Below are 26,413 nucleotides of genomic sequence, written 5' to 3'. Positions count from 1 at the left end.
CCTGTCTTAGCGAACGAGGCAGTCGCCGCCCGACGACTTGATCGCCGCGCAGAAGGCATTGGCCCGTTCACGGCTCAGGCCGTTGAAGGTGGTGCGGTAAACCGTGTTGCCGTTCGGCAGGGTCACAGCCTCGATGCCCTTGGTGGCACCCGAAGCATACTGGCCGTGGCGACCGGCGACGCTGGCATATTGCTGGTCGGCAATGGCACGCGAGGAGAAGGCACCGATCTGGACGCGCGACGAGCCGGAGGCCGCGGCGGGAGCCGGAGCCGCAGGGGCTGCAGCCTTGGGTGCCGCAGGAGCCGTCGTGACCGGAGCGGCCTTAACCGGAGCCGGAGCGGTTGTTACAGGCGCGGGCTGGGTCACGGCCTTGGGCGCAGGCGGCGGAGTTGCCGAAACCGGTGCCGGTGCTTCCAGCGACGGGGCCGGACGCGGCAGGACTTCTTCGGGTCCGGGGGTCAGGGTCGGGGTGACACCTTCGGGAGCGGCCGTATCGCGATAGACGCGGATGCCTTCTTCGGGATCAACCGGCTGGGCGTCCAGCGGCGATTCCACCTTCATGGTTTCCACCGGCGTGCCGACCGCAGGCGGGGCATCGGTCGAGGAACGCAGGCCCGAGCGATAGAAGAGCGCCACCGCCACAACCAGCAGCAACAGCACAACGGCGCTGATAATCAGGGTCAGGGGCGGCGATTTGGACGCCGGTGCGCGGCGCGGGTCATAGCCGCTGCGGTTGAACGGCAGGTCGTCATCGCCGGTCGGCGGCGTATAGGCACCGCGATCACGGCCCTGATCGCGACCATTCTGCTGGCCGTTTTGGGGATAGCCCCGGTTATCGTCGTCATAGGACATGGTCGCGCCTTTAGCTCGGGTACAACCCCGCGAATCGGTACGGGGCCACAGTCATTTTATCGTTCCCACCCGCCTCTTTCGAATCATAGATCGAGGGCGAGGTCGAGACTGAACAGCTTTCTGTGTACTTCGATGGCATATCTGTCGGTCATACCGGCGATATAATCGCAAACGGCGCGGGCGCGGGCGGTGCGGTCCTGCGTCATGGCCGCCTTTTGCCATTCGGGCGGCAGAACCTCCGGCTCGGCCATGGCCAGATTGAACAGTTGCGCCAGAACGCGACGGGCCTGACTGCGGGTGCGGTTCACACGGTAATGGCGATACATGCGCTCGAACAGGAAGCGGCGCAGGACCGACAGTTCCTGCATCATGCCCGCCGAGAACTGGACGAGGGTTTCGGGGGCAAGGCGCACATCTTCGGGGGTTTCGATGCGGTGCGACTTCAGACGGTGTTCGGTCTCTTGCAGCACATCGTCCACCATCACCCCGATCATGCGGCGCACGGCTTCGAGCCGCAGCATACGGTCGTCGATGCTCGGATAATCCGCCCGCGCCGCCGCAATGGCCGGACCGATCAGAGGGATTTCGGCCAGATCGTTCAGCGTGAACAGACCGGCCTGAACCCCGTCATCGACGTCGTGGTTATTATAGGCGATGTCGTCGGCAATGGCCGCGCACTGGGCTTCCAGCGAGGCAAAGGTGCCAAGGCGCAGGTCCCAGTTCATGGCCCCGCCCGTGTGATACTCGGCCACCTTGGCCCATGCGGGCTCATCCAGATGATGCAGGACGGGGCCGTTATGCTTGACCACGCCCTCGACCGTTTCCCATGACAGGTTCAGGCCCGCAAAGGCCGGATAGCGGAGTTCCAGCTCGGTCACGACGCGGAAACTTTGGACGTTGTGGTCAAAGCCGCCATAGTCGGCCATCAGTTCGGACAGCTCGTCCTCGCCCGCATGGGAGAATGGCGGGTGGCCCAGATCGTGGGCCAGCGCAATCGTCTCGGCCAGATCGTCATCGAGGCGCAGGGCGTGGGCCAAGGAACGCGCAATCTGGGCGACTTCCAGCGAATGGGTCAGGCGCGTGCGATAGGTGTCGCCCTCATGCGCCACAAAGACCTGCGTCTTTTCCTTAAGACGGCGGAAGGCCGTGGCGTGGATGATGCGGTCGCGGTCACGCGCAAAGGGGGTGCGGGTACGGCTGGGCGGCTCGGGGATCCGGCGACCAAGGCTGTTTTCGTGCTTTTCGGCGTAAGAAGCGCGTTCGTTCTGGATCACGACATCATCTTTGAAGACTACGGGCCTATCTTAATGGCCCAAGGCATCACATATAGAAGCGTGTAAGACCCGTCCAATCCACAGAATTATCCACAAGTGTCCTTTTCGATCTCTGCCCGCACCCCCGAAGGCATCTCTCTGTCGCAAAGCGCGGCCCGCCGTCTGGCGACCCTGTCACAGGCCGAGGGCAAGGCGTTGATGCTGCGCGTCGCGGTTGAGGGCGGCGGTTGTTCGGGCTTTCAGTACCTGATGGATCTGGTCGAAAATGCCGAAGCGGACGATCTGAAGATCGAGCTGGAAGGCCAGACTGCACTGGTGGACGCCGTCTCGGTGCCGTTCCTTAAGGACTCGGTGATCGACTTTGTCGACGAGCTGGCCGGTGCGCAGTTTGTGATCAAGAACCCCAATGCCTCGTCCAGCTGTGGCTGCGGGGTCAGCTTCTCGATCTAGGGCTGGTCGGACGTCGCGTCTTTAGCGGGCTTCTGTCTGTGGCTACGTCATTAGCTCGGAAAACAGCGCTGCAAACATAATGCTAAGCTTTGGATGAGAGTGATATTCCCTGCACAACCAATGGGTTTCAAGGGGACGGCATCACCGATGTCCAATCTAAGTCACGACACGCAAGCCATGATGGCTTTCCAGAATAACAAGAAGTCTACAGGGCTGGCCTATGTTCTGTGGTTCTTCCTTGGCAGTCTGGGCGCACATCGCTTCTATCTGGGTCGCACCGGCTCAGCCGTAGGGATGCTGGTTCTGTTTATTCTGGGATGGATGACGGTCTGGGCCTTGGGTCTGGGCCTATTGTTCCTGATCCCGCTGGGTGTCTGGCTGCTGGTGGATATTTTCCTGATCCCCGGCATGGCCGCCCAGCAGAACAACCAGCTCATCAACCAGTTGTCAGCAAACTCTGCCCCCAAAATGTCGGCGGTGGACGAACTGGCCCGCTATGCGGCCCTTCGCGACAGCGGCGCTATCTCGTCGGACGAATATGAATCCCAGAAACGCCGCATCATGGGCGTGCTGTAGTCCGCCTGTGAGCGAATAGAAAAAGCCCCGACCATCCGGTCGGGGCTTTTTTGTTTAATCGACGATCTTCTTGGCCACGGTAAAGCCGAGGACCAGAAAAATCAGGAAGACGATCAGCGCCAGAATGGCCAGAAACTTGGCAATGCCAGCGGCCGCTCCGGCAATCCCGCCAAAGCCCAATATGCCTGCCACAATGGCGATTACCGCGAATATCAAAGCCCATTTGATCATCTGACTGTCTCCTGTTGCTGTCACAGAAGAACGAAGCCGCGCACAGGCCGTTCCCGCAAACCTTGATCAGTCGCGTACCAGACCGCCATCGACGACGAGGTTCTGGCCGGTGACGGCGCGGCTCCACGGCGAGGCGAAGAACAGGATGGCGTCGGCGAATTCCTGCGGGGTGGTGACGCTGCGAAGGGGTGTCATTCCGGCGATCAGGTCGAACACGGCATCGGGGGTGGCGGCACTGGCATCGGTCGTGCGCAAAAGCCCACCGGAGACCATATTCACCGTAACGCCCAGCGGGCCAAGGTCGCCTGCCGCTGTGCGGGTCAGGCTCATGAGCGCGGCCTTCGCTGCCGTGTAGTCGTGGTAGGGCACGACAGGGTTTTGCACCAGGTTCGTGCCGATATTGATGACGCGGCCAAAGCCCTGCGTCTTCATGGCGGGGGTGGCGGCCTGAATGACATTCAGCGCGCCGTGGATGACGGTTTCGAACTGGCTGGCGAACTCGTCCCAGCCGATGGTTTCCATCTGGGAGCGGGCATCGCCGTTAAAGCTGTAGTCCAGCGCGTTGTTGACCACCGTGGTGACCGGCGCACCAAAATGGCTGTGGGCGGTGGCCAGCATGGCCTCGACGCTGGCGCGGTCGGTCACATCGGCCTGTAGGGCGATGACGCGATCGCCCAGTTCAGCCGCCAGAGCCTGTGCCGCATCGGCGCTGGCCCGCCAGTTGATGATGACGCGGGCACCCTCATTGGCAAAGGCGCGGACGGTTGCCGCACCCACCCCACGCGCACCGCCGGTGACGAGAACAATCTGATCTGAAATCTGCATGGGGCGTTTCCTCACTACCTGTGATGTTCGTCTAGGACTTTGGCCTGATAACCGCCAGCCTTCGCCGTCATGCGCTGGCTTGGCCGGAGGATGACGGGGCGAGGGTCTCGATTACCGATATTTCACTTTACTTAGGATATTTCCTAATTAGGGTATTGGCTTATGAACAACCTGTTCAAAGCCCTGTCCCATCCGGTGCGTCGTCGCATCATCGCCATGCTGAGGCAGGGTCCGATGGGGTCTGGCGAGATCGCCGCCGCCTTTGACATGAGTTGGCCAACCATTACCGGCCACCTGAATGCGCTCAAAGACTCCGAGCTGGTTTCGACAGAAAAGCACGGCCAGTCGGTGCGTTATCGTCTCGAAATATCTGCCGTCGAGGAGGCCATGGCCTTTTTGATGGACCTGACCGGAACAGGAAGCCGCACGCCAGAGGACGACAAGTGAACCCCAAACTGCATCCCGCCCATGTGTTCGGTTTTATTGTCAGCGCCCTTATTCTGGCCGGTGCCATCTGGGTGGCCCTGCATGGTCCGACAGGTCCGATCCCCATGCATTTCGATGCCTCGGGTCAGGTTGACCGTTATGGCACGCGCTATGAACTGGCGGCTGTGCTGGCGGGGATGTCGGTTCTGAACCTGATCGTCGGCTTTTTGACCGGAAAACAGGCCGACAGCACGCCTGATCCTGTGCGCCAGAAGGCTTTGCGCAGCGGGCAATACGTCACCGTGGCCATCATGGCCGCCGTCGCCGCCTTTATAAGCTGGTCCAGCCTTGGGCCGTCGGCCGCATCGGGCATGACGTCCCTGAGCGGTGCCATGGCCTTTATGGGCGCGGTGTTTCTGACGGTGGGGGCCATTCTGGGCCGCGTCGGTCCCAATGCCTTTATCGGCGTACGCACCCCGTGGGCGTTCAAGTCGCGTCTGGCATGGGACAAGTCCAACCGCTTGGCGGGGCGGCTGATGTTCTGGACCGGCCTTGTCGGCCTGATCGCCAGTCCTTTGTCGCCCCAGCCCTTTGGCCTTATCGCCCTGACCGTTGCGGTCGTGCTGATGGCCATCTTCAGCGCCTATGAGAGCTGGCGCGTGTGGAAGAACGATCCTGAAGCGCAATCCTTCTAAGATTTGGCCTTCTAAGATTTGGCCTTCTAAGCCCAAACCTTCTGAGTGGAGATAAACTGTGAAACTGACCCCGACACTGATCGCCGCCCAGATGGGCCTGATGTTCGCCCTGCCCGCTATGGCCGAGCCGGTATCGTCACAGGTGGAAATGGCGGCGCAACCGTCCGCCCTTTACGGCACCCTGTTGCGGCCTGAAGGCGCGTTAGAGGCCGCCGCCGTTATCATCCCCGGTTCCGGCCCGACCGATGGCGACGGCAACAACCCGCTGGGCGTCAAGAATGCCAGCCTGAAACAACTGGCCGAGGGGCTGGCGGCACAGGGCATCGCCACGGTCCGCATCGACAAGCGCGGCATTGCCCGTAGCGTGGCGGCAGCCAGCCGCGAAGAAGACCTGCGCTTTGACACCTATATCGACGATGCCCGCGCATGGGCCGCCCATACGGTGCAGCAACTGGATGTGTCCTGTGTCTGGCTGATCGGCCATTCCGAAGGCGCACTGGTGGCCCAGTCAGCGGCCAGCAATACCGATAGAAATATCTGCGGTCTGGTTCTGCTCTCGGGTGCGGGCCGTCCGGCGGGTGTGGTTCTGCGCGAACAACTGGCCCAAACACCCGAGCCGTACAGAACCCAGCTCTTTGACGGCATTGCCGAACTTGAGGCCGGACGCACCATCCCCAATCCGTCGCCCATGCTGCACAGCCTGCTACGTCCGTCGGTTCAGCCCTATATGATTTCGTGGATTTCGCGCGATCCGGCCAAGCTGGCCCATGACGATCTGGGTCCGATCTTCATCGGCCAAGGCACCACCGACCTGCAAACCAGTGTAGCCGATGCCGAAGCCCTGTCGCTGGCCCAGCCCAACGCCCAGATGAAGCTGTGGCAGGGCGTCAACCACGTCCTGACGCAAGCCCCTGCGGAACGCAGTGCCAACCTTGCCACCTATGCCGATCCGGAGGCGAAGATCGATCCGCAGGTGGTTACGGATGTCGCCGCCTTCATCAAGAACAACACGCTTTAAGGTGAAGGCGAGGCCTCAGCCCTCATCCACATAACGGGCGCGGCCTGCACCAAGGCCCAGCGTGGCCACGATCAGGCACAGGGTGCCGCACAGGATGAACGGCACCAGCCATGCGCCGGTCAGGTCGTGCGCCAGTCCGACCGTGACCGGACCGCAGGCGGAGATCATATAGCCGAAGGACTGGGTCATGCCTGACAGACGCGCGGTCTGTCGGGAATGGCGCGTTCTCAGACCGATGAACATCAGGGCCATGATGAAGGCCCCGCCCATGCCGATGCCAAAGATCATCACCCAGACCACGGCATAGGCGGGCAACAGATATAGCCCGACCACGCCGCTAAAGCCGGACAGGGCCAGACCTGCGGCAATCGCCCTTTGGTCCTTGGCCTTGGCAATCAGCAGCGGCAGCAGCAAGCCCGGTACAGCGGTGCACAGTTGCAGAAGGCCGTGCATATTTCCGGCCTCGACCTGCGAATAGCCCTGACTGACCAGAATGGAAGGCAGCCAGGCGGTGAAGGCATAATAGTTGAATGAGGTGCAGCCGAAGAACAGCGTCACCTGCCACGCGACAGGCGAGCGCCACATCGGGGCCGCGGCAACCGACTCCTCGGCCGCTTCTTCGGGTGCCGCGTTATTTTTCAGTCGCGGCCACCAGACCAGAGCACTGATCACCGGTAACAGGATGAAGCTGCCCAGAGACACCTGCCAGTCAAAGGCCAGCGTCAGGGGCACAATAATGGTCGAGGCCGCCGCTGCGCCCAGCCCCATGGTGATGGCATAGACCCCCGTCAGGCGGGCAAAGCTGTTGGGATAGTCACGCTTGAGAAGGCTGGGCACCAGTGTATTGCCCAGAGCAATCCCGCCCCCCAGTATGATTGTCCCCGTATAGAGCATCCACACCGAGCCCGTGGACCGTATGGCAATGCCTGCGATCATGATCAGCAGCGCCCCGAACAGCACCCGCTCCAGCCCGTAAAGGCGTGCCAGCGGGGCCGCAAAAGGCGAGATGACACAGAAGGCCAGCACCGGCAGGGTCAGCAGCAGGCCCGCCTGTCCCGCCCCGATGTGCAAGGAGGCCTGAATGACCTCCAGCACCGCGCCCGCCGCCGTAAAGGGGCCACGCAGATTGGCCGCAAACAGCAGGATACCCGCCAGAGCCAGCAGGGAGAAAAGCGTCGTGTGTCGCGCGGATGCGGACTTGGGCATGTCAGGATTTCACTCGGACAGGGGGAGGACCGGCAGTATCGTGCATATAGCAATGGGAAAATGCGCCGGATTTAGCTATCTAGACACTCTATTTCTAAATCTGGCCAATCTTGATGATGCAGTGCTTTGATCCCGATGCCATCGACGTGCCGGTCTGCGCCCTCAATCTGGACGCCGCCGAGCACACGCGCGAAGCCCCGATGCACAACCACAACAGGGGCCAGTTGGTGGTGGCCCTCAGCGGCGGGGTGATCTGTCGCACGGAAAAGGGCCTGTGGATGGTGCCCGCCGGTAGCGGGGTGTGGGTGCCCGGCTATGTCAGGCACAGTAATGAAGTCACCCGCAATGGCCGTGTTGTGGTGCTGTTTGTTGCGCCCGAAATTGCCGGACTGCCCGAACATTGCGCCTGTCTGAACCTGTCGCCGCTGGTGATCGAACTGATCTGTCGTCTGGCCGAAAATCCGACCGCCCTTTACCGCAGCGGCGACCATCTGGACCGTATCGCTCAGGTTTTGCTGGAGGAGTTGCGTCTGCAACAGGTCAACGATCTGCACCTGCCCATTCCCGATGATCCGGCGCTGCGCTTTATCGCCAATGCCCTGATCGAAAATCCCGGCGAGCGTCTGTCGTTGGCGCAATGGGCCAGCCGCGTGGCCATGAGCGAGCGATCCCTCTCGCGCCTTGTGACCCGCCAGACCGCCATGAGTTTTGGCCGCTGGCGCCAGCAGCTTCAGGTCATCATCGCCCTGCGCCAGCTTTCCGAAGGGGCTTCGGTGCAGAACGTGGCCGATAATCTCGGCTATGACTCGGTCAGCGCCTTCATCACTATGTTCCGAAAACTGCTGGGCCAATCCCCTGCCCGCTACATGAACGAGACGCGCCGCGCGGGGTAAGCATACGCCCCAGATAATGAGGCGACGCCTTAGCCCACGGACGCGCCAACCCACTGATAGGCTTCATTTGCTGTGGCCCTATGGACGGCCCGACAAAAATGAACATAACAATGTTCCATGTTAGCCCTGCTCGCCGCCCTCATAGCCTCGCCCGTCTCGACCGAAATCACGCTGCCTGCGGAGCCTGCTCCACTGGTAGGAACACTGGTCACGCCTGAAGGGCCGACAAAGGCGGCGGTTTTGTTCGTACCTGAGTGGGACGAAACCGACGCGGACGGCTTCTGGGCCTACGATTATGTGGCGTCAGATAGGATCTCTATGGCCGAAGAGTTCAGTCGGCTGGGCGTAGCTTCCATTCGATACCTTCCTCGCAGTCGTTTGGGCGACAAAGACTCAGCCACCATGCCTGATTATGACTTGAACCGTAGCGACGGCGTGGAATGGGCTTCGCATATTGCCGAGCGTGTCGGCACACCATGTGTCTGGCTGTTCTCTACAACGAAAAGCACTCTCATCAGTCATGCCATCGCGCAATCCAGCGACAAGATATGCGGGATGATCGTCGTGGCACCGACCCTGTAAACGCCATTGGAGCGGGACATCTACAGCCTCACCGCAATGCCTGGCCCATTGGAAGGGACGGTGGGGGCCACAATAGATGAATTTATGAACGGCTTCATCGAAGCCCTCAAGAGAGAGCATCCGGATTGGGAGACCAATCCTGAAATCAAAAAGACGATCGCGGAAATCGAAGAAATCGAAAAAAACGCGACGACCGATCCCGAATTTCAAGCCGCTATAACGCGTGAAAGGACAGTGATGAAGCAACACCGCGAGGTGTTGGAGGCCAATGCTGACGGTCGAATTATTGAGGTCAACGACCCGGATATACGGGACATCTATCCCGCAGAGATGCAACGTCACAACATCCAGTCGAATAGATTTAACCGGAGTGAAGCGCTAGCGAATGCTGCCGCTCCGATGCTGGTGATCATCAACGAGGTCAACGAGGCACCCGTCGTAGAAGCTGCCACGGCCTATGAGCCCCTGCCCTCTGTAACTGTCCGCGTTTACGAGCACGCTTATCCCACAAATTTCATCGAGGATACTCCAGCACCCGCTCATTTGACGCGCGTGCCTGAAGGCCAGTTCTTCCAGACCGTCACAGACTTCATTCTGACGCCGCGCTAGGGCTTAGCTGTCCAGTTCACCTCTGGCCTTGTCGAACAGGGAGAAGAAGCGTTCGCGCACGCCGGCGGCAAAGGGGTTGTCGCGTTCGATGGCCTGATAGACGGCGGGGCTGTCGTGGCGGACCATATCGACGCCCTGCATGAGACGCTCGAAACTGGCGGTGGTCATGCGGGTGGGCAGCGGTTCCATTTTCAGCAGCACCCGTGCGATCAGATGGGTCAGGCCCTGAACGGTGGCGGCCTCACGGTCGTGGTCCTCGGGGGTGACGTTGAACACCTTGAGCGCCAGCATTTTGCGGCACCATGCGGCGGTGCGGCGGGCGTCTTTGGCTCCCCTCACCTCGCACACGGCGATGCGAAGGCCCGCCAAACCGTCCTTGGCCGATTGCGGACCGAACAAAGGATGGGTGCCGACGATACGGACATGATCGGGCAACAGGCGCAGCATGGCCTCGGCCGGTTTGACCTTTACCGAGCCGACATCAATCACCAATGCGCCCGCCGACAACTTGGGCGCAATCTCGGTTAGCGTCTGTTCCAGAATACCGACCGGAACGGCGAGGATCACCACCGGACAGCCCGCTGCCTCGGCCAGATCGACCTTGGCGGCATGGGCATCATCGGCATCCATCGCCGGATCATAGGCGCGCACGTCAAAATGCGGCGACAGGTGTTGCGCGGTCAGTTTCCCAAACGCGCCGTAACCGATCAGGCCTAAACGGGGCTTTTTATGCATTTATTGCCACCGCACACGGCGCTGTCCACTCTCTAAACAAGCTCATAGTTGCTTGCACTGCATCTGTGGGCGAGAGCTGTCTGTTGTGCCATTCGACCATCAGCGCGTGCCCATCCAAACCAAATACCGCTCTGCATAACTCTTCATGACATGCATAAACGGCTCCGCCCTGCCCCTTCACTGGGATAGGTGCCGCTGGCAGCAGGGAGACCATATATTCTTCGTAACCGCTTAGAGTTTTCGTAGTCGCTTCAATATCTGTAGCCTCGATATCCAGCACCAACATCGGGGAATAGGGCAGAGACACCAATAAACGACCAATGGAGCCACCCGAGAGGCATGCCCCCTTGTCGATTGCTACCAACCTATCGTTGCCTTCTACATTACAAAACGTCTTTACGGCCTCAAGCTGACACGTTCCCCTAGCTTGAGCCGGGCGTTCAGCACATGCAGCCGCAGCAATACATAGCCCGAACAGGACTGCTGCGCCCTTCCAATCCGCGGAACGCCTAATCACCCTTACAGCGTTTCCTGGAAGCGGACGGGCTGGCCGTGGGCGGTGCCGATCAGTTCGCCGTCCTGCATGACCACGCGGCCACGGATGATGGTGGCAACCGGCCAGCCAGTGACTTCGCGACCGTCAAACGGGGTCCAGCCACTGCGGTTGGCCTGCTGGTCGTGGGTGATGGTCTTGGTGGCCTTCATGTCGACAATGGTCAGGTCGGCATCATAGCTGACGGCCATGCGGCCCTTGTTTGCGGTGCCGAACACGCGCTGGGCGCCGCCCGAGGTCAGGTCGATGAAGCGTTCCAGCGTCAGGCGACCCTTGTTCACATGGTCCAGCATCAGCGGCACCAAGGTCTGCACGCCCGGCATGCCCGATGGCGAGGCAGGGTACAGCTTGGACTTTTCTTCCTTGGTGTGTGGCGCGTGGTCGGAACCCAGCACATCGGCCACGCCCTGCTGAATGCCCCACAGCCACAGGGCGTCGACATGTTCTTGCGAGCGGATCGGCGGGTTCATCTGGGCATAGGCGCCGAGGCGCTCATAGGCTTCGGGGCCAACCAGCGTCAGGTGCTGGGGCGTGATTTCAACGGTCGCCACGTCCTTGTGGAAGCGCAGGAACTCCATTTCCTCGCGCGTGGTGACGTGCAGGACGTGGATACGCGCGCCGGTTTCCTTGGCCAGACCGACCAGACGGCGGGTGGAACGGATGGCGCTTTCGGCGTCGCGCACCTCGGGGTGGCTGGTCCAGTCGCCGGTGCGGGCCAGTTCGCGGCGCTCGACCAGACGGTATTCGTCTTCCGAGTGGAAGGTGGCGCGGCGCTTGGTATTGGTCAGGACTTTGCGCACGCCCTCGTCGTCGGCAATCAGCAGGTCGCCGGTCGATGCGCCCATGAAGACCTTGACCCCGCACACACCCGGCAGGCGCTCCAGCTCGCCCAGATGGTCGGCGTTTTCGTGCGTGCCGCCGATATAGAAGGCGTGGTCCGTCCACATGCGGTTGCCCGCGCGTTTCAGCTTGTCCTGAAGGGTCGCCTCATTGGTCGTGTTGGGGTTGGTGTTCGGCATTTCAAACACGGCCACGACGCCGCCAAGGGCCGCGCCACGGCTGCCGGTTTCAAGGTCTTCTTTCCATTCCAGACCCGGTTCGCGGAAGTGGACCTGCGTGTCGATCACACCCGGCAAAACGGTAAGGCCGGTGGCGTCGAACACTTCACCCGCCGAGGCGTGGGACAGGTCACCGATAAAGGCGATCTTGCCGTCGATCACACCAACATCCGCACGGCCGCGCCCTGCGTGATTGGCCACCTCGCCCCCGCGAACGATCAGGTCATAGGTCTGATTCATGGGCGATTGGGTCATAGGGGAGGCTCCGACAGGCAAGGATTACAGTCGGACCTACTTCTACGCCCTATAGGGCGCGAGCGAAAGGCGGAGGTCGGATTACATCGTCTGCTGAACCCGCCTTACCAGAAGCGGGCATGCTGAATGTCGGTTAGGGACCGGAAGCAGGCATTGGCATCGCGCCGCCTACTGCTACCATCGACCCAGATCGACCGGGAACTTCTGAGCGATCGATTTAGGCAGACTCTTCCACCATCTCATGCGAGAGTTAGCCATGCGCTTCCTGACTCTTTTCCTGCTGATGATGCTCGGGGCGGCCGCACCGGCCGTGGCTCAGACGGAGCGTATGCCCGACGTGGAAACGCCGGGTTCGTGGCAGCGCGGAACTTGGCGTGATCCGGATTTGGGCCACGCGATTTTCGAGGGCTATGCTGATCTCGCATCTCTGTGGTTGCGAGGCGAGTCCGGAAAAGTCGTGCGGTTCGACCGCACCGATGGAACGCGAACAGTCGTTGCCGAAAGCGTCTTGGACCTGATGCCGGACGGGACGCGCCTCTGGGTCCTGACGTCGGGCGCTGGGGGTGAGGGCGAAATCCGCGATCTGCGCTCTGAACAGTCCGAGCCTGTTCGATTCTACGCCGGGGAAACCCCGATGATCAATCTGTTCGCGACTGGCCAGGACCGCCCGGGTGTGCTCACCGGCGCGGTCGCCTATCGCCCCGCAGAGCGCGGTTGGGTCCGTAAGGAACTGGCGGCGACGTTGGCCGCTGGCGAGGTCGTTTTCGATGGACAGACCGCACTCTATGTCGGCCTCAATCGCGGAGAATTCGGTGGCGGTCTGAGGCGCGTCGATCTCGACACAGGGACGATTTCGATCGTTTCAGCTCAAGGCGATGGTCTATGCGGGGGAGCGCTCAACCCAGCCTGTCAGCCGGTTATCGGCCTGTTTCCCGCGCCCGACCGGCCGGGATGTGTGATCGTTGGAACCGGCCTATCCCACCTCGGATCGAGTATGGGACGCATCTATCGCGTCTGCCGAGACGGCATTTCCTCCGAATTCAATACGCCGCCGCCGACACTCCCCGATCGGTGGATGCTGATGCCGTCGCCTTGGCCGCTCTACGATCTGGTCCCCATCCGCGACGGTTGGGTTGCGACTAGTCGAGGCCGTTTCTTTCGCAGTCGCGGCGGCCGAGTTGAGGAGAGGGCGTTCAAGCCTTTTCATGACTGGTCCGGCCTGAGGATCAGCCACGAGCAAGACGGGGTCCTGTTCGTGGTTGGCTCATGCTGCTGGGGGGGGCCGGACAAGCCCACTCTGTTCCGCGCCCTGCCCATCCCAGTCTTGGACTGACCATACCAACAGGCGGGCACTCCCGTAGCTTCCCTCATCCGCCTCTAAACCGAAGTGAAAAACGCCCAGAAGCCAATCAATCGAAGGTCCATAATTGGTCGTGACGCGAAGTTCGCTTAAGGGTGGGAAGCGGACCTAGCTAGCCTTCGTATTGGCGCTGTTGGCGCTCCGGTTCAAAGCGTTTTCGTATGCGTCCAACGCCTCGCGTCTTGTGTCACTGGCAAAAGTGGTTGCCCGATTATCAGTCGCGGCTAGGTTCTAGCGACAGGTAGCAAGAAGGTCGTCAAACCAGTCGTCCGCTTTGCCCTCCCAGCCAGCGGCAATGTTTCTTTCCACACCCAGCTCTCATGGTCGAAAAGCAGATACGTTAAGTGAAGCTACTCGACTATCTACGCCAGGGCACAGGCGAACTCGATGATTGCCAACACGGCTCAAGCGTTTGCGCCATCTCTACTGCCCATTTGGCAGGCGAACTATCACCAGTCCATCCGCTGAAAGTCGCATTCCAAAGTTTCTTGCGGAACGTGACCGTGACCTTATCTGCATGCAACACAAGGGAAGGAAATGGTTCATTAATATCCGGCGGGACCAACACCTCGGCCGGAACCCACGCCACTTCTTCTGCACGCTTCAACTGTTCAAGAGCACCAGGGCACGTGAGTAGATTTGCCTCCAGCCACTGCAATTCAACATTGTCCATTGCATCACGTAGCTTTTCTGGCGTGTCGGCCCCTGCATCCGCCATTTGCCGAACCAGCCTTGCTGCGGCATTTCTGGGGCTTTGATCGCCACTGTTAACCACACGCAGCATCCGTGCTGACATGCCCAGACGACAAATAGCTACAGGCTCGTTTTCATTCATACAGCCCGGCGCAATGGCAAACGCATAAACAGGCCATCCGTAGTCATCACCTGTGTAGAGGACGCCAATATTTGAACGGTCCCAATGACGGGACCTAAAAAACAAAGTGGTGTCAAAGGCCGTCTCTCGGATCAAAGAGGTCACGGCCTCGGTGCCGACCATATTGGGCATAACTTCACTGGCAGCAGCAGGTGCTGAACAAACAAGTGGTACGCAAAAAGTCCAACGTAGTATCTTGGTAAGCTTTCGCATCTCGTTGCCCCTTAGAAGATAAGACTGCCTATTCCGCCATCTCCGCCAGATATTTCAGCGTCTTTTTGAAGACGCGTTCAGCGGGAAGGTCCATCATGTGCTGGATGTGCTGGTTCAGGCGCGGGTCCAGTTCGCGGTATTCGTCGAGAGTACGCGGGCCGCGCACGGCGATGCCGTTCCATGGGCGGCGCTTGGTGTCGTCGGACGGGCCGAACACGCCCACGGTGGGCACATTGGCGGCTACGGCCAGTTGGGTCCAGACACTGTCACCACCGACAAACAGGGTGGCATGGCGCAGGGCCGCCGCCGTTTGCAGACGGGTCAGCTTGCCCTGTAGCTCAATCACGCGGTCGCGGCTGACGGCAAAGCGGATGGTGTGGGCGGCATCGCGGTCGGCTTCTTCGCCGACAATCATCAGACGCCCGCCCGCCAGTGGCCCTGACGGGGCCAGAAGCGCACCGGCCAGCTTGGAATAGCGTTCGGCAGGCCAGCGCTTGCCGATCCAGTCCACGCCCGGACCAACGGCCAGAATAGGACCGTCCAGAGCCGCAGGCGGGATGAAGCTGTCGGCGATGGCCATGGTTTCGGGCGAGAAGAACAGATGCGGGGCTGGAATCTCGTCCAGTTGCATGGCGCGGGCGGCTTCTTCGACCCAGTGGACGCCCGGCACCGGCGCGGGGCGCACGGCGCGGCGCTGGCGGCGCAGCTTGCCCGACAGGTTGGAGCCGCGTTGATCGACCACCAGACCCCAGTTGGTATCGCGCACCTGGTTCCACAGCGAGATCCAGTCCCAGCGCCCGTCCTTGTCCAGAACGATCAGGCGGCGCAGGCGCGGCAGATCGGCAAACAGGGGCGCAGACGCCGCCGAGCCCACCACCGTAAAGTCCGCATGGGGGATCATTTCCACCAGATGCGCCAGCACACCCGAAGACAGGATTGCCTCTTCGGGATCGGCCTCGGCGATATAAAGGATGGGAAAACGCCCGCTCATAATCCCTGTCTAACGGGATTCTCTCGGCGTTTCTCTGCCCGCCTGCTGAAATAAACGTTATCGGCGGCTTTCGCCAAAGATTGCCAAAGCTTCACTTGCTGTCATCGGTCCAATCCCTAGCCTGCGAGCTTCCGGGGGGCCGGGAGGGATCAAAATGAGCTGGCGAAACAAAAACGCACTTCTGGTGGCGGGGGCGGTGGGCCTTGGCCTGTTGTGGACGACCTTTAGCGGGCCGGTCTTGAGGCCGCATCTGGCGGGAATACAGGTGCCGTATCTGGCATCGTTTCTGGTCAATTTGTCGGATGTGGCGGTGATGGCTGCATTGGTCATGCTGGCGGCACGCAAGGGACCGCTGGCCTTGTGGAAAATGGCGGGGCTGGCGGCATCGCCCGTAAAGCCTTTGATCTGGTCGGCCTTTATTCTGGTGCCCGCCGCGGTGGCCGCCGCACTGATGGCCCCTGTGGCGTCCGATCTGTCGGCCAATACCCTGTTGTGGCAGGGCGGGATTTTTCCGGTCATCGAGGAAGTGGTCTATCGCGGGCTGGCGGTCGGGGCGTTGGTGATGCTGGCGCACTGGCGATGGTGGGCGGCGTGTCTGGCCCCTGCCCTGATGTTTGGCATTGTGCATATGGCGCAGGGTGAGAACCCGATGGATGCCGCAGGGATTGTCGCCATCACGGCCCTTGGTGGACTGCTGTTCGGGTGGCTGTTCGTGCGCTGGCGCTTTAATCTGTGGCCGCCGATCCTGCTGCATGTGGGGCTGAACAGCCTGTGGATCGTGTTTGCGCTGGGGGAGACAGCGCTGGGTGGCTGGCTGGGCAATGGCCTGCGTCTGGCCGTAGTGGTGGCGGCGATTGTACTGAGCTGGAAAATGATTCCGCGCCGCATTGCATAAGCTTAACTTGGGCAGAAAACAGAGCGCTGATATGTGCCGCCGCATTCAACGGTAACCCCTCATACGAGCTTTTCATGCGCTCTGTTTTTCTTGCTTTCACAGCCCTGTTTGCCTTGGGCGCTACGGCCGCCACGGCACAGGATTACCATCCCGCCTTTCAGCCCGGACAGTATAAGGGCCCGCCCGCCGGTCGCGTGAACGAGGTCATGGTGCTGGGCACGCCGCACCTGTCGGGTCTGCCTGATACCTTCCGCGCCGAGCAGCTAAATCCGCTGCTGGACCGTCTGGCGGCATGGCAGCCCACGGCCATTTCGATCGAGAATGTCTCGGGTCTGCAATGCGATGCCATGCGCCGCATGCCTACCCGTTATGCCGCCGCGCTTCGTGGTTATTGCGATGATACCACCGCCGCTGAGGCCGCATCGGGGATGGATGTGCCCGCTGCCAATGTCGAGGTGGAGCGTATTCTGGCCGAATGGCCGCACGCCCCGACCGCAGCCCAGCGCCGCCAACTGGCCCTGACCTTCCTTGCGGCGGGCGAAGCGCCTTCGGCCATTGTGCAATGGCTGCGCCTCAACGAAGCCGACCGCGTGGCACAGGACGGCCTGACCGAGGAACTGGTCACCGCCCTGAACACCCGCATGGTCCAGAAGAACGAGACCGAACTGGTGGCTGCAAAGCTGGCCGCGCGACTGGGGCAGGAGCGTTTATGGGCTGTCGATGACCACACGGCCTCGTGGCATATCCCCGCCGGTGAAACGCGCGCCTATGGTGCCAATCTGCGCGGCGTGTGGAACAATCCTGTCGCCAATGCCAGCAAGGAAGCCCACCAAGCACTGAATGCCCGTGTGGATCAGCCCGACGGCATTATGGACATCTATCGCGATGCCAATACGGCTGAATCCGCGCTTGGGGCCTATCAGGCCGATTTTGGCCCCAACCATATGGAGCCTTCCGAGCAGGCCTATGGCCGTCGCTATCTGAGCTATTGGGAAACCCGCAACCTGCGCATGGTCGCCAATATCCGCGAGGTGCTGGGCCGCGAGCCAGGCACGCGGATGCTGACCCTCGTGGGCGCATCGCACAAAGGCTATTACGAGGCCTATCTGGACCAGATGCATGACGTGCATGTGGTCAGCACGGACACCGTCCTGCGCTGATTTAGGGGACGACAACAGGGGCAAGGGCGCCAAGGGCTTGGCGTCTCCTTGCCCAACCCCGCCTGCCCGCCCCCGCCTGCCTGTTTGCGTTAAAGCCCGCCCATTCCGTGCCCAACGGAATGCTCTGCACGTTCAGCCATAACGCAGAGACTTGATCCCCCATCCCCATCCTGAAGACGGCCACCACAGGGCGCGTGAGCGCCACTGCGTGCGGGCTCACCTTGCCTCCAAGGCGGTTGTGTGAAGCCGACCTCACTGAAAGTTGAAATGGTGTTTTTGGGGCTTAAATTTGCTCTTTCGACAACATCCATGCATAGTGACAAAACTGAAACAGCAATTTCAAAAGACAAGGATGAATATTGTATTGGATAATCTGAAAAACATTTTGCAGAGCAACTAAAGCAAATAAAACCACGATTAATACAATACAGAGACACTCAATCCGCGTCACTAATAACTATTCATATTTATCCAAACTGATTCTGAAAACTTCAGTCGGATATTGAAATATGCACATCAGCTCGTGCGTTCGACCCCTGCGATCTACGGCCACAGCGTCGTTTTGACAGGGACTCCCGTCCATCAGCCCAAAGTGAATATGCCCAAGCAAAAACGTATAGCCATCATCGGTGCCGGCCCGTCCGGTCTCGCCCTTCTTCGCGCCTTCCAGTCCGCCCGGGACAAGGGAGCCGATATCCCCGACATCGTCTGTTTCGAAAAGCAGAAGGACTGGGGCGGCATGTGGAACTATACTTGGCGCACCGGCATAGATGAAAACGGCGAGCCGGTTCACGGCAGTATGTACCGGTATCTGTGGTCGAACGGTCCCAAGGAGTGCCTTGAGTTCGCCGACTACACTTTCGACGAACATTTCAAGAAGACGATCTCTTCCTATCCGCCCCGTGAAGTCCTGTGGGACTATATTCAGGGCCGCGTACAGAAGGCGAATATACGCCAGTACATTCGCTTCAACACCGCGGTAAAAGATGTGGCCTTCGATAAGGCGTCCGGCCTGTTCACCGTCACGGCCAAGGATTATTCGGCAGGTCGCCGCACAAGCGAAACATTCGACCATGTGATCGTTGCGACCGGCCACTTCTCGACGCCGCACACGCCTTCCTATCCGGGCTTTGATCTGTTCCCCGGTCGTATTTTGCACGCCCATGACTTCCGCGACGCAACGGAGTTCACGGGCAAGGATGTGCTGCTGATCGGCTCCAGCTATTCCGCCGAAGACATCGGCTCGCAATGCTACAAGTATGGCGCGAAGTCGGTCACCACCAGCTACCGTAGCCAGCCTATGGGCTATGACTGGCCCTCGGGGTGGAAAGAGAAGCCCTGCCTGACGCATGTGGAAGGCAAGACGGCCCACTTTAGTGACGGCACGCGCCGCGACGTGGACGCCATCATCCTGTGCACCGGCTACAAGCACCACTTCCCCTTCCTGCCGGACACGTTGCGCCTGAAGACCAGCAACCGTCTATGGCCGCTGAACCTGTATGAAGGCGTGGCCTTCACGCCGAACCCCAAGCTGTTCTATCTGGGGATGCAGGACCTCTGGTACAGCTTCAACATGTTCGACGCCCAGGCCTGGCTGACGCGCGACATCATCATGGACCGCATCCCGCTGCCGTCGCGCACGGATATGGAAAACGCCAACGACCACTGGCGCGAGAAAGAAGTCGCGATCCGCACCGATGCGGAGGCCTTTGAGTATCAGGGCGAATACATCAAGCGCCTGATCACCCAAACCGACTATCCCGATCTTGATATCGACAACATCAACAAGATCTTCGTGCAGTGGAAGAAGGACAAGAAGGCCGACATTATGGGCTATCGCGACAAATGCTATCGCTCGGTCCTGACCGGCACGCTGGCGGCACGTCACCATGTGCCGTGGATGAAGGCGTTCGACGACTCGCTCGAGGCCTATCTGCGCGTGAACTCTAGCCACAAACAGACTGCGCGCGCCTGATGGCAAAGCCTCCTTCCGGCTCGCAAAGCAGGAAGGAGGCCCGCAAACGGCTGTCGGTTTAGGGCTCTACAGCCGCGATAAGGGGCGCTAAGGGCTGTATGTCCTTCCCCGATCCGTCGAGTTTAAAGCCGCCATGTCCACCACCAGCTTTGATACCCATGTCACACCCTTCACCGAGGGCGAATGGGCCGGTTGGGGGCGTTGGAGCATGGATGTGCCGTTCGAGCAGCATGCTGGCCCGTTCTATATCCGCCGCCATGAAGACGGCGATGCGATGGGCGGCTTTATCCCGCAGGACCATAACTGTCGCCATGGCGGCACGGTGCATGGCGGGTCATTGCTGACCTTTGCCGACTTCTCGCTGTTCGTGATTGCCGCCGAAGCGCTGGCCGGTCAGGACGGCGTGACAGTGTCGCTGAACAGCGAGTTCCTCAGCCCCGCCCTGCCCCACAAGCGCCTGACCTCGCGTGGCAAGGTCACCAAGGCGGGCAAGCGCATGATCTTCGTACAGGGCCAGATGGAACAGGAAGGCCGCCCCGTGCTGGCCTTTTCGGGGATTATTGCGGTGATGCAGCCACGATAGGTTTAGGCCCGTTTCAAGTGCGCCATGACCGTTCGGGCGTTTTCGATGCCCACAAAGACAGTGCGGTCCAGCATCGACGGGATAAACAATCCGGCACCGGCGGCACGGTTGTAGGGCGCAAAATCGAACAGGGTGTCGCCGATGGTCGGCGGGCCATTGAAATAGATTGTGCCACGACCGTCCCTGCCCTCCTTCAGCTTTGGCAAAGGGAAGCGCGACCGCTCGCGGGCAATTGTTTTGCCGAACGGCCAGCTTTTAACCACCAAAATCCGCTTATCGGTCAGCACATAGGTCGTCAGCTTTCGACAGCCCGCATCAACCAAAAACCGGCACTGGAACAGCGCAAGCCCAATCAGGGCAAAGATGACCGGTAGCCTGTCTATCTCCCCCGTCGCATAGAACCAGATCAGCACCGCGGCGGTCAGTATGTTGACGGGAATCCAGACGATATCATGCGGTGCCAAGGCCAGCCCTGTATGCGGATGCCCCATCCATACAACAGTCTCATCGGCATGAAGATGCCTTCTGACCTCGTCTGAAACGATCATGCTTTCCCCCTCCAAGCCTCGCCCGTCCCGATAGTATAGTTACGCCATAGCGAGACAAGGCTGGTTCGAGCCTCCGGTAGCCTCTACAGACTCCTCCATGTCCCTACCCCTGCTTCCTGACCGCGATTGCGGTGGCTGTGTCGAGTGCTGCCGTTATATCCCGCTGGACTTGCCCGAACTGGCCAAGCCAACGGGGCAGTTGTGCCATTATTGCGTGGATGGGTCGGGGTGTGCGGTGCATGCGATCCGGCCGCAGACGTGCCGTGTGTGGTTCTGTCTGTGGCGGGCGGTGGAGCTGTCGGAGGACTGGCGGCCCGACCATAGCGGCGTCATCATCCGTCCCGATGGTGTCGAGCGCGGCGAGATCACCCTTTATGTGGTGCGCCCTTCGGAGTTTCTCGCCAGCGAGGATTTCTTTGTCACCGTGGCGCAATGGATTGCCGAGGGCATCCAGATCGCTCTGTCGGTGCCGGGGCCGGAAGGTTTCTATCCGGTGCGATCCATCATCACCGACTGGCTGCGCCCTGCTATCGAGGAAGGCGACATGGCCGACTTCGTCGAGCGGTTACTGGCGGCACTGGACAAGCTGCACGAAGGGCCGTTCCAGCCTGATGGCGTAACCGCACGATATGCGGTGGCATAAACGGCCAAGCCTTCCTATCTGAACGCTATGTCTATCGCCCGTCTGAACAGCCGCGCCGTTATCCGCATCGAAGGCCCCGATGCCCGCCATTTCCTGCACAATCTGCTGACGCAGAATGTCGAGACCATCGAGGATGGAGAGCTTCGCTTTGGGGCGCTGCTGACGCCGCAAGGGCGGTTGATGGTGGATATGATGGTGTGGGCGAAGGGCGACGCCCTGTGGCTGGATGTGCCGGTGGCGGCGCGTGATGCACTGGTCCAGCGTCTGTCCATGTACAAGCTGCGCCTGAATGTGACGGTCAGCGCCACAGACGATGCCGTGTTCGTGGCATGGGGCGAGCAGCCAGAAGGCTTTGTTGCCGATCCCCGCCTTGAAGGGCTGGGCTTCCGTGCCATCGGTTTTGCCGGTGAAACCACGGCGTCGGAAGATGACTGGCACGCGCACCGCATGGCCTTGGGCGTGGCCGAGGCGGCGATGGATACGCCGCAGGACAAGACCTATCCCATCGAAGCAAACTTTGACCTGATCAACGGCATCGATTTCCACAAGGGATGCTTCATCGGTCAAGAAACCACCTCGCGCATGAAACGCCGTGGCACCATCAAGAACCGTATCCTGCCCTTCACCTTTGAAGGCGAAGCGCCCGCGATCGGCACCGAGGTTCTGAACGGTGAACGTCGCGCGGGTGAAGTGACGGGTGTGCTGGGCCAGCAGGGCATGGCCCTGATGCGGCTGGACCGCATGGACGGGGAACTGACGGTCGATGGCCGTGTAGTGGTGGTGAATCGTCCCGACTGGGTGCCTGCGTTCGAGGGGTAAGATTCCCTCTTCGTCATTCCCCGACTTGATCGGGGAACCCAGCGGCACCGCAGGTGATCTTTACTGCATCCGCATTGCCCCGCCTTTTGGCTGCTACGCGCCGCCCTTCGGGTCGCGCTATCGCGCGCCACTGGATCCCCCGATCTGCGCCGCTATGCGGCTTGTCGGAGGATGACGGATGATGCGCCAACATTAAAAATTGGAAAGCTCGCTTGTCGCGTTGTAAATGTTACTTGACACAAACTCGGTCGCGAGAGTAAAGCTAACTTGTCAACAAGACAGGGAGGCTTGTCATGAACGTCGAAACCAAAACCACCAACGCTAAAAACCACATGGATGCCCTGACCGTCGGGCTTTGCACCCTGACCGTCGTCGGTGCCGGCGCCACCGCCGCCATGCCCTTCTGGCCTCAACAACTGGGCAATGCGCCGTCGATCGGCGTGGTTGTTCTGGCCGCCGGTCTGGCCGTTTTCCTCGCCCTGCACACCTATTACTGGTGGCGCGATCTGGATGAAGCCGCCAAGGAAGCCCACAAATGGGCATGGTGGTGGGGCGGCAATATCGGCTTCATCGTCGGTGCCGCAGTTTTCCTGACCGCTGCTCTGGCCGGTGTCGATATCCTGCCCGCCCCGATCCCGCACACCGATGCAGCCCTGATCGCGGCAGGTTTCATCGCCGCCTTTGCCGCCCAAGCCGTCGGTTACGGTATCGCATGGTGCGGCTGGTGGATCGCCCGCCAATGACCAGCGAATTCACCAACCGTCTCAAGGTTTTCCGTGCCGAGCGTAACTGGACCCAGACCGATCTGGCCGACCAGCTGGGCGTCAGCCGTCAAACCATCCAGGCACTGGAAAAGGGTCGCTATGACCCGTCCCTGCCCCTCGCCTTTCGTATCTCGCGTCTTCTGAACCAACCCATCGAAGCGATCTTCATCGCCTGATCTCAAATCCTGAAAGGACCACCCTCATGTTTAAAATCGCATCCAACGCCGTTCACATCGTCTCCAGCCTTGGCATGGGCCTGTCCGGTGGCTTGCTGATCGGCCTGATGACCAAGGTGCTGCTGGGCTAAACTCGCACCCTACGCTCAAGACTTCGGCCCTTAAGGCCACGCCTTTAGCCGCGCCTTTCGCGGCCCCCAACATCCCTTTAAAATACGGAAAATATGCAATGACCCTCGCCAACCGCATGGGCCAGTCGGCCAACTGTGTCTCGCGTTTCGCCTTCGGTATGCTGGGTGCTCTGGCCCTCAGCACCGCCATCTTGATCGCACCGTCGGCCAAGGCCGAGGAGGCTGCGGCCCCCACCACTGTCGCGCCATCTCCTGTTGCAAGGGCCGAAGGTTCCGGTCCTCCCCTGTGGGTGCTACGTGATGCGGACTCGACCGTCTATCTGTACGGCACCATCCACCTGCTGCGTCCAGGCACGGCGTGGGGCTCGGACAAGGTGGATGCCGCCTTCGACAGCGCCCCCGAAATCTGGGTCGAGATCGCCAATCAGGACGACCAGTCCGTCGTCATGCCGGTGATACAGCAATATGGCGTGGCCCCGTCCCGGCCCCTGTCCACCCTGCTCAAGCCCGAGGATTTTGCCGCCTTTGATGCGCTGGCACAGGCCAGCGGTGCCAGCGGCGCGGCACTGGATGCCTATCGTCCGTGGCTGGCGGCCTTCATGGTGTCGATGAACGGCCCGACGCAGGCCGGATACCGTTCCGAGGCCGGTGTGGACAAGACGCTGATGGAGCGCGCCCGTGCCTCGGGCAAGGCTCTGCGCGGGTTTGAAACCGCCGACATTCAGGTGCGCCTGATCGCCGGTATGGGCGAGGAAGGCCAGATCGCCTATCTGAACCATTTTGTCCGCAACCATGATGGCATCGTCGCCAATCTGGACCAGACCGTCGCTGCATGGATCAAGGGCGATGTGGCCGAGGTGGGCCGCCTGTCGCGCTATAATACCGGCGATGTCCATACCGATGTGCATAACGCCGCCCTGATAGTGCGTAATGCCGACTGGACCCGCCAGATCGAAGAAATGATGGCAGGATCGGGCACCACCTTTGTCGCTGTGGGTGCCGCGCACCTGATGGACAATGACAGTGTGATCGACATGCTGGAGGCCAAGGGCTTTACGGTCGAACGCCTGTAAGGACCGGTTGCGAGAATAATAAAGGCCCGTTGGCAACAGCGGGCCTTTTCGCTTGCCCGATCAGAACATTCAGGCAACATCTTCCTATGACCGAATCCGAAAAAGCCGAAGGCCGTTGCGGCTGGTGCGGCACGACCGACGCCCTTTATGTGGCCTATCACGACACCGAATGGGGCGTGCCGGAATATGATGCCCGCACGCTGTGGGAAAAGCTGGTGCTGGACGGCATGCAGGCGGGGCTGGCCTGGATCACGATCCTGAGGAAACGCGACGGTATCCGCGCCGCCTTTGAGGGTTTCGATCCCGACAAGATCGCCGCCTATACGGATGCCGACGTTGAGCGCCTGTTGGGCGATGCCCGCATTATCCGCTCGCGCGCCAAGATCATTGCCACCATCGAGAGCGCCCGCCTATTCATTCAGATGCGCGACAGCGGCGAGGATTTCAGCGCGTGGATATGGTCCTTCGTCGACGGCACACCGATCCAGAACCAGTGGGGCGACTATCGCGAAGCCCCGACCCAGACCGAACAAAGTCAGGCCCTGTCCAAGGCCCTGAAGAAGCGCGGCTTTAAGTTCGTCGGGCCAGTCATTGTTTACGCCTTCATGCAGGCCGTCGGTATGGTCAACGATCACCAGACCAGCTGTTTTAGGCACAAGGAAACCGGCGGAGTGTGAGCAAACCGATAAGGTAGGGTCTCTACAAAATGGCTTGACTGCTTTCGACCAAAGACAAACTTTCAATCGCTCTAGAAATATCAATGATTTCCAGAAAGGATTTGCGCCATGCGGATTATGATCCTTACGGCAATGCTAGTTCTGACGATCAGCGGCCAAGCAATTGCTCAAACCAGAATGAGCTCCCCTCGAGACTGGACAGATCCTGACCTCGGAGGAGCTATCCTCGAAGGTGTCGGCAAAAGCGAAAACTTATGGCTTCGAGGGGCATCTAGAAAAGTTGTGCGGTTTGACAGACAGACCGGTGACCGGATGATCGTTGCAAGTGACGTCGTCGATCTTATGTCCGATGGCCCGCATTTGTGGGCGCTTGTTACGCTTAACGAGAACGAAAGCGTAGTGCGTGATCTTCTGGACGCAAGCCTGCCCGAACGACGCGTCTACTTCCAAGGAAGTCCTATCTCTTTGTTTTCCACGCCGAGCGGTCCGGGCGTACTGACAACAACAAGGGTTCTGCTTCCATCAGGCCAAGGCTTCACTCGATGGCCAACGGCGGCCTCGCTGGAGCCTCATGCACGTGTGTCGGCATTGATGGGAGACGATTTGTTTGTCGGCTATAACGAAGGGGAATGGGGTGGCGGGTTGCGTCGTATCGATGTGCCCGCCGGAACAGTTTCGTTTGTCAAAGAGGATGGCGAAGACCTGTGTGGCGGGCGCTTGAACCCTGCGTGCGCACCCATCGTCGGCATTATCAGGGACGCCAGCAACGAAAACTGTGTGCTGGTCGGGGCGAGCCTAGCTCATCTCACCGGGCGATACGGTGAAGTCATGCGCGTTTGCACCGACCGGATCACATCGATTTTCAGCGATCCGCTACCGGTATTGCCATACTCGCTAGTCAATCGCCCCGGCCAGACTTGGCCTTTCTCCGGCTTGATCGAGACTCATGACGGCTGGATTGCCGTGGGGCAGGAACGTTACGCCCGCGCGCGGAAATCTACGATAACCATGGCCGATGTCCCACCCCTGAAACCTTGGTCGGGTCTTCAAATTTCTGATCCGGTGGACGGAGTAGTTTTCGTCCAATCAGCCTGTTGTTGGGGTTCAGATACGTCTATTCAGTACCGTGTTTTAGCGATCTCAGTCGACCAATGAAACGAACAAGTATGTTCGCCCTCCCCTCAGGGAAAGTCTGCTCTCGACCGAGGCTGTGTGAAAACAGCTTCCGTTCGAGCGAATTAGGTTAGCCTGCTGAGGTCTTCAGGAGGTGGGTATGAGCCGCTTCGTTCAGGG

Annotated in this window: 30 protein-coding genes; 20 read left to right on the top strand and 10 right to left on the bottom strand. The window is 60.3% G+C overall.

The features are described 5' to 3' along the window. Nucleotides 1–6 precede the first annotated feature (6 nt). Together FHS64_RS04665 and FHS64_RS04660 are read right to left on the bottom strand one after the other, a co-directional pair. Nucleotides 7–852: an SPOR domain-containing protein gene (locus FHS64_RS04665; RefSeq protein ID WP_167176355.1), complete on the bottom strand. Its 846-nt coding sequence runs from the start codon at nucleotides 850–852 to the stop codon at nucleotides 7–9. A gap of 83 nt (nucleotides 853–935) precedes the next feature. Beyond that, nucleotides 936–2,126: a deoxyguanosinetriphosphate triphosphohydrolase gene (locus tag FHS64_RS04660; RefSeq protein ID WP_424945232.1), complete on the bottom strand. Its 1,191-nt coding sequence runs from the start codon at nucleotides 2,124–2,126 to the stop codon at nucleotides 936–938. A 96-nt stretch (nucleotides 2,127–2,222) separates the two neighbouring features. Between FHS64_RS04660 and erpA the strand changes: the two genes are divergently transcribed. Together erpA and FHS64_RS04650 are read left to right on the top strand one after the other, a co-directional pair. Next, nucleotides 2,223–2,576 carry an iron-sulfur cluster insertion protein ErpA gene (erpA, locus tag FHS64_RS04655; RefSeq protein WP_167176353.1) on the top strand — a complete coding sequence of 118 codons (354 nt, stop codon included), beginning with the start codon at nucleotides 2,223–2,225 and terminating at the stop codon, nucleotides 2,574–2,576. A 147-nt stretch (nucleotides 2,577–2,723) separates the two neighbouring features. Next, nucleotides 2,724–3,152, top strand: a complete 429-nt coding sequence (locus FHS64_RS04650) for an NINE protein (protein ID WP_208380639.1) — start codon at nucleotides 2,724–2,726, stop codon at nucleotides 3,150–3,152. Nucleotides 3,153–3,206: 54 nt separating this feature from the next. On the opposite strand, the gene FHS64_RS04645 is transcribed toward FHS64_RS04650, so the two are convergent. Then, nucleotides 3,207–3,383 carry a DUF1328 family protein gene (locus FHS64_RS04645; RefSeq protein WP_167176351.1) on the bottom strand — a complete coding sequence of 59 codons (177 nt, stop codon included), beginning with the start codon at nucleotides 3,381–3,383 and terminating at the stop codon, nucleotides 3,207–3,209. Nucleotides 3,384–3,449: 66 nt separating this feature from the next. Next, a complete protein-coding gene (locus FHS64_RS04640; protein WP_167176349.1) occupies nucleotides 3,450–4,208 on the bottom strand; it encodes a 3-oxoacyl-ACP reductase in 759 nt (252 codons plus the stop codon). Nucleotides 4,209–4,370: 162 nt separating this feature from the next. Here FHS64_RS04640 and FHS64_RS04635 point away from each other — a divergent pair, with 162 nt between their 5' ends. From FHS64_RS04635 to FHS64_RS04625, 3 genes are read left to right on the top strand one after another with little or no spacing between them, the layout of a single operon-like run. Then, entirely contained in the window at nucleotides 4,371–4,655 is a 285-nt protein-coding gene (locus tag FHS64_RS04635; RefSeq protein ID WP_167176347.1) for a metalloregulator ArsR/SmtB family transcription factor, read from the top strand. Beyond that, nucleotides 4,652–5,329, top strand: a complete 678-nt coding sequence (locus FHS64_RS04630; RefSeq protein ID WP_341771086.1) for an SdpI family protein — start codon at nucleotides 4,652–4,654, stop codon at nucleotides 5,327–5,329. Before FHS64_RS04635 ends, FHS64_RS04630 begins: the two co-directional genes overlap by 4 nt. 58 nt (nucleotides 5,330–5,387) lie before the next feature. Continuing rightward, nucleotides 5,388–6,347 (top strand): alpha/beta hydrolase, encoded by a 960-nt coding sequence (locus FHS64_RS04625; RefSeq protein WP_341771085.1) that lies wholly within the window; start codon nucleotides 5,388–5,390, stop codon nucleotides 6,345–6,347. A 15-nt stretch (nucleotides 6,348–6,362) separates the two neighbouring features. Here FHS64_RS04625 and FHS64_RS04620 read toward each other — a convergent pair whose 3' ends face one another. Beyond that, nucleotides 6,363–7,553, bottom strand: coding sequence for an MFS transporter (locus tag FHS64_RS04620; protein WP_243862795.1), 1,191 nt, complete (start codon nucleotides 7,551–7,553; stop codon nucleotides 6,363–6,365). A gap of 113 nt (nucleotides 7,554–7,666) precedes the next feature. Here FHS64_RS04620 and FHS64_RS04615 point away from each other — a divergent pair, with 113 nt between their 5' ends. The 3 genes from FHS64_RS04615 (at nucleotide 7,667) to FHS64_RS04605 (ending at nucleotide 9,637) form a co-directional block, all read left to right on the top strand. After that, nucleotides 7,667–8,446 (top strand): AraC family transcriptional regulator, encoded by a 780-nt coding sequence (locus FHS64_RS04615; protein WP_167176345.1) that lies wholly within the window; start codon nucleotides 7,667–7,669, stop codon nucleotides 8,444–8,446. Between the two features lie 117 nt (nucleotides 8,447–8,563). Next, nucleotides 8,564–9,028 (top strand): hypothetical protein, encoded by a 465-nt coding sequence (locus FHS64_RS04610; RefSeq protein WP_167176343.1) that lies wholly within the window; start codon nucleotides 8,564–8,566, stop codon nucleotides 9,026–9,028. Between the two features lie 84 nt (nucleotides 9,029–9,112). Beyond that, nucleotides 9,113–9,637: a hypothetical protein gene (locus tag FHS64_RS04605; protein WP_167176341.1), complete on the top strand. Its 525-nt coding sequence runs from the start codon at nucleotides 9,113–9,115 to the stop codon at nucleotides 9,635–9,637. Nucleotides 9,638–9,640: 3 nt separating this feature from the next. Here FHS64_RS04605 and FHS64_RS04600 read toward each other — a convergent pair whose 3' ends face one another. Together FHS64_RS04600 and FHS64_RS04595 are read right to left on the bottom strand one after the other, a co-directional pair. After that, a complete protein-coding gene (locus FHS64_RS04600) occupies nucleotides 9,641–10,372 on the bottom strand; it encodes a prephenate dehydrogenase (protein WP_167176339.1) in 732 nt (243 codons plus the stop codon). A gap of 519 nt (nucleotides 10,373–10,891) precedes the next feature. After that, the gene (locus FHS64_RS04595) at nucleotides 10,892–12,223 is read right to left on the bottom strand and encodes a dihydroorotase (protein ID WP_167177645.1); all 1,332 of its coding nucleotides are present in this window, start codon (nucleotides 12,221–12,223) and stop codon (nucleotides 10,892–10,894) included. A gap of 271 nt (nucleotides 12,224–12,494) precedes the next feature. Between FHS64_RS04595 and FHS64_RS04590 the strand changes: the two genes are divergently transcribed. Further along, nucleotides 12,495–13,571, top strand: coding sequence for a hypothetical protein (locus FHS64_RS04590; RefSeq protein WP_167176338.1), 1,077 nt, complete (start codon nucleotides 12,495–12,497; stop codon nucleotides 13,569–13,571). A gap of 385 nt (nucleotides 13,572–13,956) precedes the next feature. Here FHS64_RS04590 and FHS64_RS04585 read toward each other — a convergent pair whose 3' ends face one another. Then, nucleotides 13,957–14,685, bottom strand: a complete 729-nt coding sequence (locus FHS64_RS04585) for a type 1 periplasmic-binding domain-containing protein (protein WP_167176336.1) — start codon at nucleotides 14,683–14,685, stop codon at nucleotides 13,957–13,959. Nucleotides 14,686–14,713: 28 nt separating this feature from the next. Continuing rightward, nucleotides 14,714–15,676: a glycosyltransferase family 9 protein gene (locus FHS64_RS04580; RefSeq protein WP_167176334.1), complete on the bottom strand. Its 963-nt coding sequence runs from the start codon at nucleotides 15,674–15,676 to the stop codon at nucleotides 14,714–14,716. A gap of 154 nt (nucleotides 15,677–15,830) precedes the next feature. On the opposite strand from FHS64_RS04580, the gene FHS64_RS04575 reads away from it, so the two are divergent. The 4 genes from FHS64_RS04575 to FHS64_RS04560 all read left to right on the top strand — a co-directional run bounded on the left by FHS64_RS04575 (nucleotide 15,831) and on the right by FHS64_RS04560 (nucleotide 20,289). After that, nucleotides 15,831–16,571: a CPBP family intramembrane glutamic endopeptidase gene (locus FHS64_RS04575; protein WP_167176332.1), complete on the top strand. Its 741-nt coding sequence runs from the start codon at nucleotides 15,831–15,833 to the stop codon at nucleotides 16,569–16,571. A 74-nt stretch (nucleotides 16,572–16,645) separates the two neighbouring features. Next, nucleotides 16,646–17,731 carry a DUF5694 domain-containing protein gene (locus FHS64_RS04570; RefSeq protein WP_167176330.1) on the top strand — a complete coding sequence of 362 codons (1,086 nt, stop codon included), beginning with the start codon at nucleotides 16,646–16,648 and terminating at the stop codon, nucleotides 17,729–17,731. A 598-nt stretch (nucleotides 17,732–18,329) separates the two neighbouring features. Beyond that, nucleotides 18,330–19,706 carry a flavin-containing monooxygenase gene (locus FHS64_RS04565; protein WP_167176329.1) on the top strand — a complete coding sequence of 459 codons (1,377 nt, stop codon included), beginning with the start codon at nucleotides 18,330–18,332 and terminating at the stop codon, nucleotides 19,704–19,706. Nucleotides 19,707–19,839: 133 nt separating this feature from the next. Further along, the gene (locus tag FHS64_RS04560; protein WP_167176327.1) at nucleotides 19,840–20,289 is read left to right on the top strand and encodes a PaaI family thioesterase; all 450 of its coding nucleotides are present in this window, start codon (nucleotides 19,840–19,842) and stop codon (nucleotides 20,287–20,289) included. Between the two features lie 2 nt (nucleotides 20,290–20,291). On the opposite strand, the gene FHS64_RS04555 is transcribed toward FHS64_RS04560, so the two are convergent. Continuing rightward, nucleotides 20,292–20,837, bottom strand: coding sequence for a hypothetical protein (locus tag FHS64_RS04555; RefSeq protein WP_167176325.1), 546 nt, complete (start codon nucleotides 20,835–20,837; stop codon nucleotides 20,292–20,294). 97 nt (nucleotides 20,838–20,934) lie between these two features. Between FHS64_RS04555 and FHS64_RS04550 the strand changes: the two genes are divergently transcribed. From FHS64_RS04550 to FHS64_RS04520, 7 genes are all read left to right on the top strand, one after another. Continuing rightward, nucleotides 20,935–21,480, top strand: coding sequence for a hypothetical protein (locus FHS64_RS04550; RefSeq protein ID WP_167176323.1), 546 nt, complete (start codon nucleotides 20,935–20,937; stop codon nucleotides 21,478–21,480). Between the two features lie 27 nt (nucleotides 21,481–21,507). Further along, the gene (ygfZ, locus tag FHS64_RS04545) at nucleotides 21,508–22,299 is read left to right on the top strand and encodes a CAF17-like 4Fe-4S cluster assembly/insertion protein YgfZ (protein WP_167176320.1); all 792 of its coding nucleotides are present in this window, start codon (nucleotides 21,508–21,510) and stop codon (nucleotides 22,297–22,299) included. 293 nt (nucleotides 22,300–22,592) lie between these two features. Next, the gene (locus FHS64_RS04540) at nucleotides 22,593–23,042 is read left to right on the top strand and encodes a hypothetical protein (protein WP_167176318.1); all 450 of its coding nucleotides are present in this window, start codon (nucleotides 22,593–22,595) and stop codon (nucleotides 23,040–23,042) included. After that, nucleotides 23,039–23,239, top strand: coding sequence for a helix-turn-helix transcriptional regulator (locus FHS64_RS04535; RefSeq protein WP_167176316.1), 201 nt, complete (start codon nucleotides 23,039–23,041; stop codon nucleotides 23,237–23,239). Before FHS64_RS04540 ends, FHS64_RS04535 begins: the two co-directional genes overlap by 4 nt. Before the next feature lie 229 nt (nucleotides 23,240–23,468). Further along, nucleotides 23,469–24,443 (top strand): TraB/GumN family protein, encoded by a 975-nt coding sequence (locus FHS64_RS04530; RefSeq protein WP_167176315.1) that lies wholly within the window; start codon nucleotides 23,469–23,471, stop codon nucleotides 24,441–24,443. Nucleotides 24,444–24,529: 86 nt separating this feature from the next. Further along, nucleotides 24,530–25,120 (top strand): DNA-3-methyladenine glycosylase I, encoded by a 591-nt coding sequence (locus FHS64_RS04525; protein ID WP_167176313.1) that lies wholly within the window; start codon nucleotides 24,530–24,532, stop codon nucleotides 25,118–25,120. A 108-nt stretch (nucleotides 25,121–25,228) separates the two neighbouring features. After that, on the top strand, nucleotides 25,229–26,275 hold the full coding sequence (locus FHS64_RS04520) for a hypothetical protein (protein WP_167176311.1): 1,047 nt from the start codon (nucleotides 25,229–25,231) through the stop codon (nucleotides 26,273–26,275). Nucleotides 26,276–26,413: the final 138 nt, after the last annotated feature.

Source organism: Brevundimonas terrae, assembly GCF_011761985.1.
In the GTDB taxonomy this organism is placed as follows: Bacteria; Pseudomonadota; Alphaproteobacteria; order Caulobacterales; family Caulobacteraceae; genus Brevundimonas; species Brevundimonas terrae.
Note: the sequence above shows the minus strand (reverse complement) of the source record. Positions and strands in the feature narration are given on the sequence as shown.